Source organism: Paraburkholderia sp., from assembly GCF_034668105.1.
Lineage (GTDB): Bacteria > Pseudomonadota > Gammaproteobacteria > Burkholderiales > Burkholderiaceae > Paraburkholderia.
Genome location: NZ_JAXDPY010000194.1, coordinates 1 through 5,026 on the forward strand (window position 1 = coordinate 1; position 5,026 = coordinate 5,026).

Genomic DNA, 5,026 nt, shown 5'->3' on the forward strand with positions numbered 1-5,026 from the left:
GATCAACTCGTAGCCATACAGGATCGCTTCAAGAAAGACGACGCATAACAAGCGCCGTCTTGCAGGTCTTCGGGCCCGGAGGGGTCAGCGCGCTGCTCAAGCCGCTTCGTGAATGTGCTCCACAAGATAGTCGATCAGTGCCCTTACCTTGGGCGGCAAAAAGCGATTCGACGGATATAACAGCCACACCGCCCCCACGTAAGCGCGCGCTTCGAGATTCCAGTCGGGCAGCACCTGCACAAGATCGCCGCTCAGCAATGCATCGGTAGCGGCAAATTCGGGCAAGCTCGCAATGCCAAAATTCAGCAGTGCCGCTTCGAGCCGCGCGCCGACATGATTGGCAATGTAACGCCCTTTCACGTCGACGCTTTGGGTCTCCGTGACGCGGCGAAAGCGCCAGCGGTTGTCATCGGCGGTTTCGCCCAGATAAATGCAATCGTGCTTGAGGAGATCGCGCGGTTGCACGGGCATCCCGCGCTCGCGTAGGTAAGCCTGCGACGCGACCAGCAGCCAGCGCACCGCGCCCAGCCTGCGTCCCGCGAGTCCCTGCGGAGGATGCTCGGTAAGACGGATCACCAGATCGACATCGTCGGCAAGCGGGTCGACGTCGTGATCGGTGAACAGCAGTTGCAGGTCGACTTCGTCATACGCGCGCAGGAAGCCGGGAATCAGCGGATGAATCACCGTCTTCGCAAACGCGGTCGGCGCGCTCACGCTGACCTTGCCTTGCGGTCTATCGGCCAGCTGCCCGGCGGCATCCACCGCGCCCGACGCGGCGCTCACCATGTCGCGGCAGAAACGCACGACCTGGGCGCCCGATTCCGTGACCCGCACCGTGCGCGTCGACCGTTCGAGCAGGCGTGTCGCCAAAGCGTCCTCGAGCCGCTTGATCTGACGGCTGACGGTAGACGGCGTACTGCCGAGCTGACGCGCGGCCACCGAAAAATTGCCTGCATCGACGACGCGCGCGAAAACCGCCATGTCCGGCAGCAACGCGAAAAGGTCGGTTGGGTTCATCGTGTGAAGCTCGCTGAGGGAGCATCTATTGATGCGTTTGAGACATAAAAGCTGTGCATGGCGACCCGATTATCTCCTTGCACGCAAAGTTCCACAATATGGGCGCAATACCCGCTCATCCGCTTGAGGTCCGCCCCGCCATGTCGAAACAACAACGCCTGCTTCTGCTTTCCGATCTGATGCTGCTCGCCGTCGCCGTGGTGTGGGGCACCAGTTACGGCGTCGTCAAAAGCGCTCTAGTGTTCTATCCGGTGCTGGGTTTGCTGACAATCCGTTTTGGCATCACCTTTGTTATCCTGTCGCCCGCGTTGCGCCATTTGCGCGCCGCCGATGCCCGCACGCTGCGCGGCGTGCTCATCGCGGGCGCGCTGCTGCTCGGCATCTTTCTCTGCGAGACCTTCGGCATTCTGCTGACGCGCGCGGCCAATGCGGCGTTTCTGATCAGCCTGTGCGTGGTGCTGACGCCGCTCGTCGAATGGTGGCTGCTCAAACGCAGGCCGAGCCGCATCGAATGGATGGCGGTCGCCCTTTCGCTGTTCGGCGCCTGGCTGCTGGCGGGGGATGGCGCGCTGAGTTTCAGTTCCGGCGACGCGTTGATTCTGCTCGCCGCGCTGCTGCGTGCATTGAATGTATGTGTGACTAAACGGGTGATGCGCGACTCCGCGTTGCCGCCGTTGGCGGTGACCGCGGTTCAGTCGGGCGTGGTGGCATTCGGCAGCGCCGCGGTTGCGTTGCTGGTTGCGCCGCAACAGTGGCAGCCGCTGCCGTCGTTCGCCGGGCACGCCGGGTTCTGGGGCTATATCGGCTATCTGGTGATTGCGTGCACGCTATTCGCGTTCTTCGCGCAGAACTTCGCGATCAAGCGCAGCAGCCCGACGCGCGTGTCGCTGCTGATGGGCAGCGAGCCGGCCTTCGGCGCACTGTTCGCCTGCATCTGGTTAGGTGAACGGATCTCAACGGTAGCGTGGATCGGCGGTGCATTGATCGTGGTGGCTTCGATTCTCGCGACGGTGCGATGGACGGCGTTGCACGTGGGCCGCATCGATCAACTGCTCGGCGCGAGCGCCTCTTCTCGTTCCAGCGAACGCGTGCGCTTGAGTTCCGGAAAAAACCGCATCCACAACAACGCGATGGCGATCGTCGCGACGCCGCCCAGCAGCACGGCCGGCTGCGCGCCCCACCATCCCGCCGTCACGCCGGACTCGAACTCGCCCAATTGATTCGACGTCCCGATGAATAGCGAATTGACCGCGCTGACCCGACCCAGCATTTCGTCGGGCGTACGCAGTTGCACGAGCGACAGGCGCACCACGACGCTGATGGTGTCCGACGCGCCCAGCACCATGAGCGCAAAGAGCGACACGAAGAATTGATGCGACAGACCGAACACGATCGTGGCGGCGCCGAACGCGATCACGCCACCGAACATCGCAGCGCCTGGGCGATTACGCAGCGGGAAATGGGCCAGCCAGATGGTGCCCGCGAGCGCGCCGATGGCGGTGCCCGAGCGCAGCAGGCCGAGACCGAGCGGGCCAGTGTGCAGGATGTCGCGTGCAAAAACCGGTAGCAGCGCGGTCGCGCCGCCGAACAGCACGGCGAACAGATCGAGCGAAAGCGCGCCGAGTATCACAGGCTCCTTGCGGATAAAAGCGATGCCGGAGAACACCGACTCGAGCGTGACCGGCGCGCGGCTCGCCACCTTGGCCTGCAATGGAATGGCCCACACGGTAGCGGCCGCGGCCGCGAACGACAACGTGCAGGCGAGATAGGCCGCGCCCGGACCGATGCCATAGAGCAGTCCGCCCAAGGCCGGACCGGCGATCTGGGCGGACTGATTCGCGGAGGTCGCCCATGCCGTGGCTTTAGGCAATTGTCCGCGCGGCACGACGGCCGGCAATAACGAGGCAACCGCCGGTGATTCGAAAGCGCGGGCCGCGCCCACGCATGCGGCCAGCACATAGATGACCGGCGCACTGATCCAGCCACCGAAGGTGCCGAAGGCGAATAGCAATGCAGCGGCGCTTTCGAGGCTTTGGCAAATGGCCGCGATCCGGCGACGGTCGTAGCGATCGGCGACGTGACCGACCACGAGCGTCAACAGGAACATCGGCAGGAATTGCGCGAGGCCGACGAGGCCCAACGCGAAGGCGCTGTGCGTGAGCGCGTAGATGTGCCAGCCCATTGCCACGGCGAGCATCTGGAAAGACAGCGACGAGAGGATGCGGGTACACCAGAAGCGTTGGAAGGCGGGGTGTTTGGGCAAACTGAAGTCAGGACCGCCGGTGGGATCGGCTGGAGGCTGGGGCATTGGCTTCTTGCTCTCTACTAGACTGGCTTGGGCGGCTGGTAGTTTAGAGCAAGTTTATTTATTTGGTTTTTATACTTACGCAGGGCTTTCTTTTTGTAAGGCTGTGGTGGTGGGCAATGCCGCGACCGTTGACGAAGCGTTGAAGCTCATGAACGAGATTCAACCGGTGGACGCACTAGCTATCGGCCGAAACGCTATCGGGCCATGACCGGTGCGGCGTCTTCTCCCACAGGCGCATCCACCGACGCGACATCCGCCGCAAAATGGGACAGCTTCATCATGCGCGGCTGCAGCAGCAGCGCGACGAGCCCGCTCCAGCCGGTCTGATGCGAAGCGCCCACGCCGCGTCCGTTGTCGCCGTGAAAGTACTCATGGAACAGCACCAGATCCTGCGACTCCGAATCTGCTTGCAGCATCGGATAGGCCGCCATCACCGGCCGCACGCCTTGGGCATCTTTGAGAAAGAGCGTGGTGACGCGCCGTGCGAGGTCGTCGGCAATCTCGCTCAGCGAAAAACGCTTGCCCGATCCCGTCGGATACTCGACGCGAAACTCATCGCCGTAGTAGCGATGGAACTCATATAGCGATTCGATCAGCAGGTAGTTGACCGGTATCCAGACCGGTCCGCGCCAATTCGAATTGCCGCCGAATACGCGCGAATCCGATTCGGCCGGCTGGTATTGAATGCAGACGTTCACGCCGTCATGGTCGAAGACATAGGGTGTATCGCGATGCGCACGGGACAGCGCCCGCACGCCGTGCCCGGAGAGAAACTCGGCTTCGTCGAGTGCGCGGCGCAGCAGCGCGGTCATCCGCTGTCCGCGCAACAGCGACAGCAGCGTGGTGTTACCCGTGCCGGGTTCGGTCCAGCGCGACACCAGCCTGGCGAGATTCGGCCGATGATCGAGAAACCACGCCAGCCGTTCGCGCAATCCCGGCAGATGGCCGTACACGCGATCCTCGAGCACATGTACGGCAAACAGCGGAATCAGCCCGACGATCGAACGAATGCGCATCGGCACACGGGTACCGTCCGGAAGGTGGAGTACGTCGTAGAAGAATTCGTCTTGTCCGTCCCATAACCCAGTTCTGCACCCTTCGCTGCAACTGACCGCTTCCGCGATATACAGAAAGTGCTCGAAGAACTTCACCGCGATTTCGACGTACGCGCTGTTCGTCATCGCCAGTTCGAGGCCGATCTGCATCAGGTCTAGCGCGTACGAGGCCATCCATGCCGTGCCGTCGGCCTGATCGATGCGGCCGCCGGTGGGCAGCGGCGAAGACCGGTCGAAGATGCCCACGTTGTCGAGCCCGAGAAAGCCGCCCTGAAAGATGTTGTGGTCCTCGGCGTCCTTGCGGTTGACCCACCATGAGAAGTTGAGCAGCAGCTTGTGGAACATGACTTCGAGAAATTCGTGGTCGCCAACACCCGTCACCTCACGGTCGAGTTCGTACACACGCCATGTGGCCCATGCATGAACCGGAGGATTCGCATCGCCGAACGCCCACTCGTAGGCGGGCAATTGCCCGTTCGGATGCATATAGCGTTCCTTCACGAGCAGCAGCAATTGCTGCTTCGCGAAGTCGGGATCGATCACGGCAAACGCGACCGCATGAAATGCAAGATCCCACGACGCGTACCATGGGTATTCCCACTTGTCGGGCATCGACACAATGTCGCCATTGCACATGTGCCGCCAG

At 62.5% G+C, this 5,026-nt stretch carries 3 protein-coding genes and 1 pseudogene; 1 reads left to right on the forward strand and 3 read right to left on the reverse strand.

The window, feature by feature from the left end; all coding sequences use genetic code 11:
• Window positions 1-96: 96 nt before the first annotated feature.
• Entirely contained in the window at window positions 97-1,017 is a 921-nt protein-coding gene (locus QOC89_RS09175; RefSeq protein WP_323044735.1) for a LysR family transcriptional regulator, read from the reverse strand.
• Between the two features lie 140 nt (window positions 1,018-1,157).
• Here QOC89_RS09175 and QOC89_RS09180 point away from each other — a divergent pair.
• A pseudogene (locus tag QOC89_RS09180) lies at window positions 1,158-2,051 on the forward strand (DMT family transporter); the annotation flags it as partial.
• An 11-nt stretch (window positions 2,052-2,062) separates the two neighbouring features.
• Here QOC89_RS09180 and QOC89_RS09185 read toward each other — a convergent pair.
• Window positions 2,063-3,325: an MFS transporter gene (locus QOC89_RS09185; RefSeq protein ID WP_323044736.1), complete on the reverse strand. Its 1,263-nt coding sequence runs from the start codon at window positions 3,323-3,325 to the stop codon at window positions 2,063-2,065.
• 194 nt (window positions 3,326-3,519) lie between these two features.
• Window positions 3,520-5,026, reverse strand: a 1,507-nt coding sequence (locus QOC89_RS09190) for an MGH1-like glycoside hydrolase domain-containing protein (protein WP_416340381.1), incomplete at its 5' end; no start/stop codon positions are given.

What these genes read in the sequence shown, in the direction of transcription:
- QOC89_RS09175 (WP_323044735.1), bottom strand. Translation starts at nt 1,017, where the DNA reads ATGAACCCAACCGACCTTTTCGCGTTGCTGCCGGACATGGCGGTTTTC.
- QOC89_RS09185 (WP_323044736.1), bottom strand. Translation starts at nt 3,325, where the DNA reads ATGCCCCAGCCTCCAGCCGATCCCACCGGCGGTCCTGACTTCAGTTTG.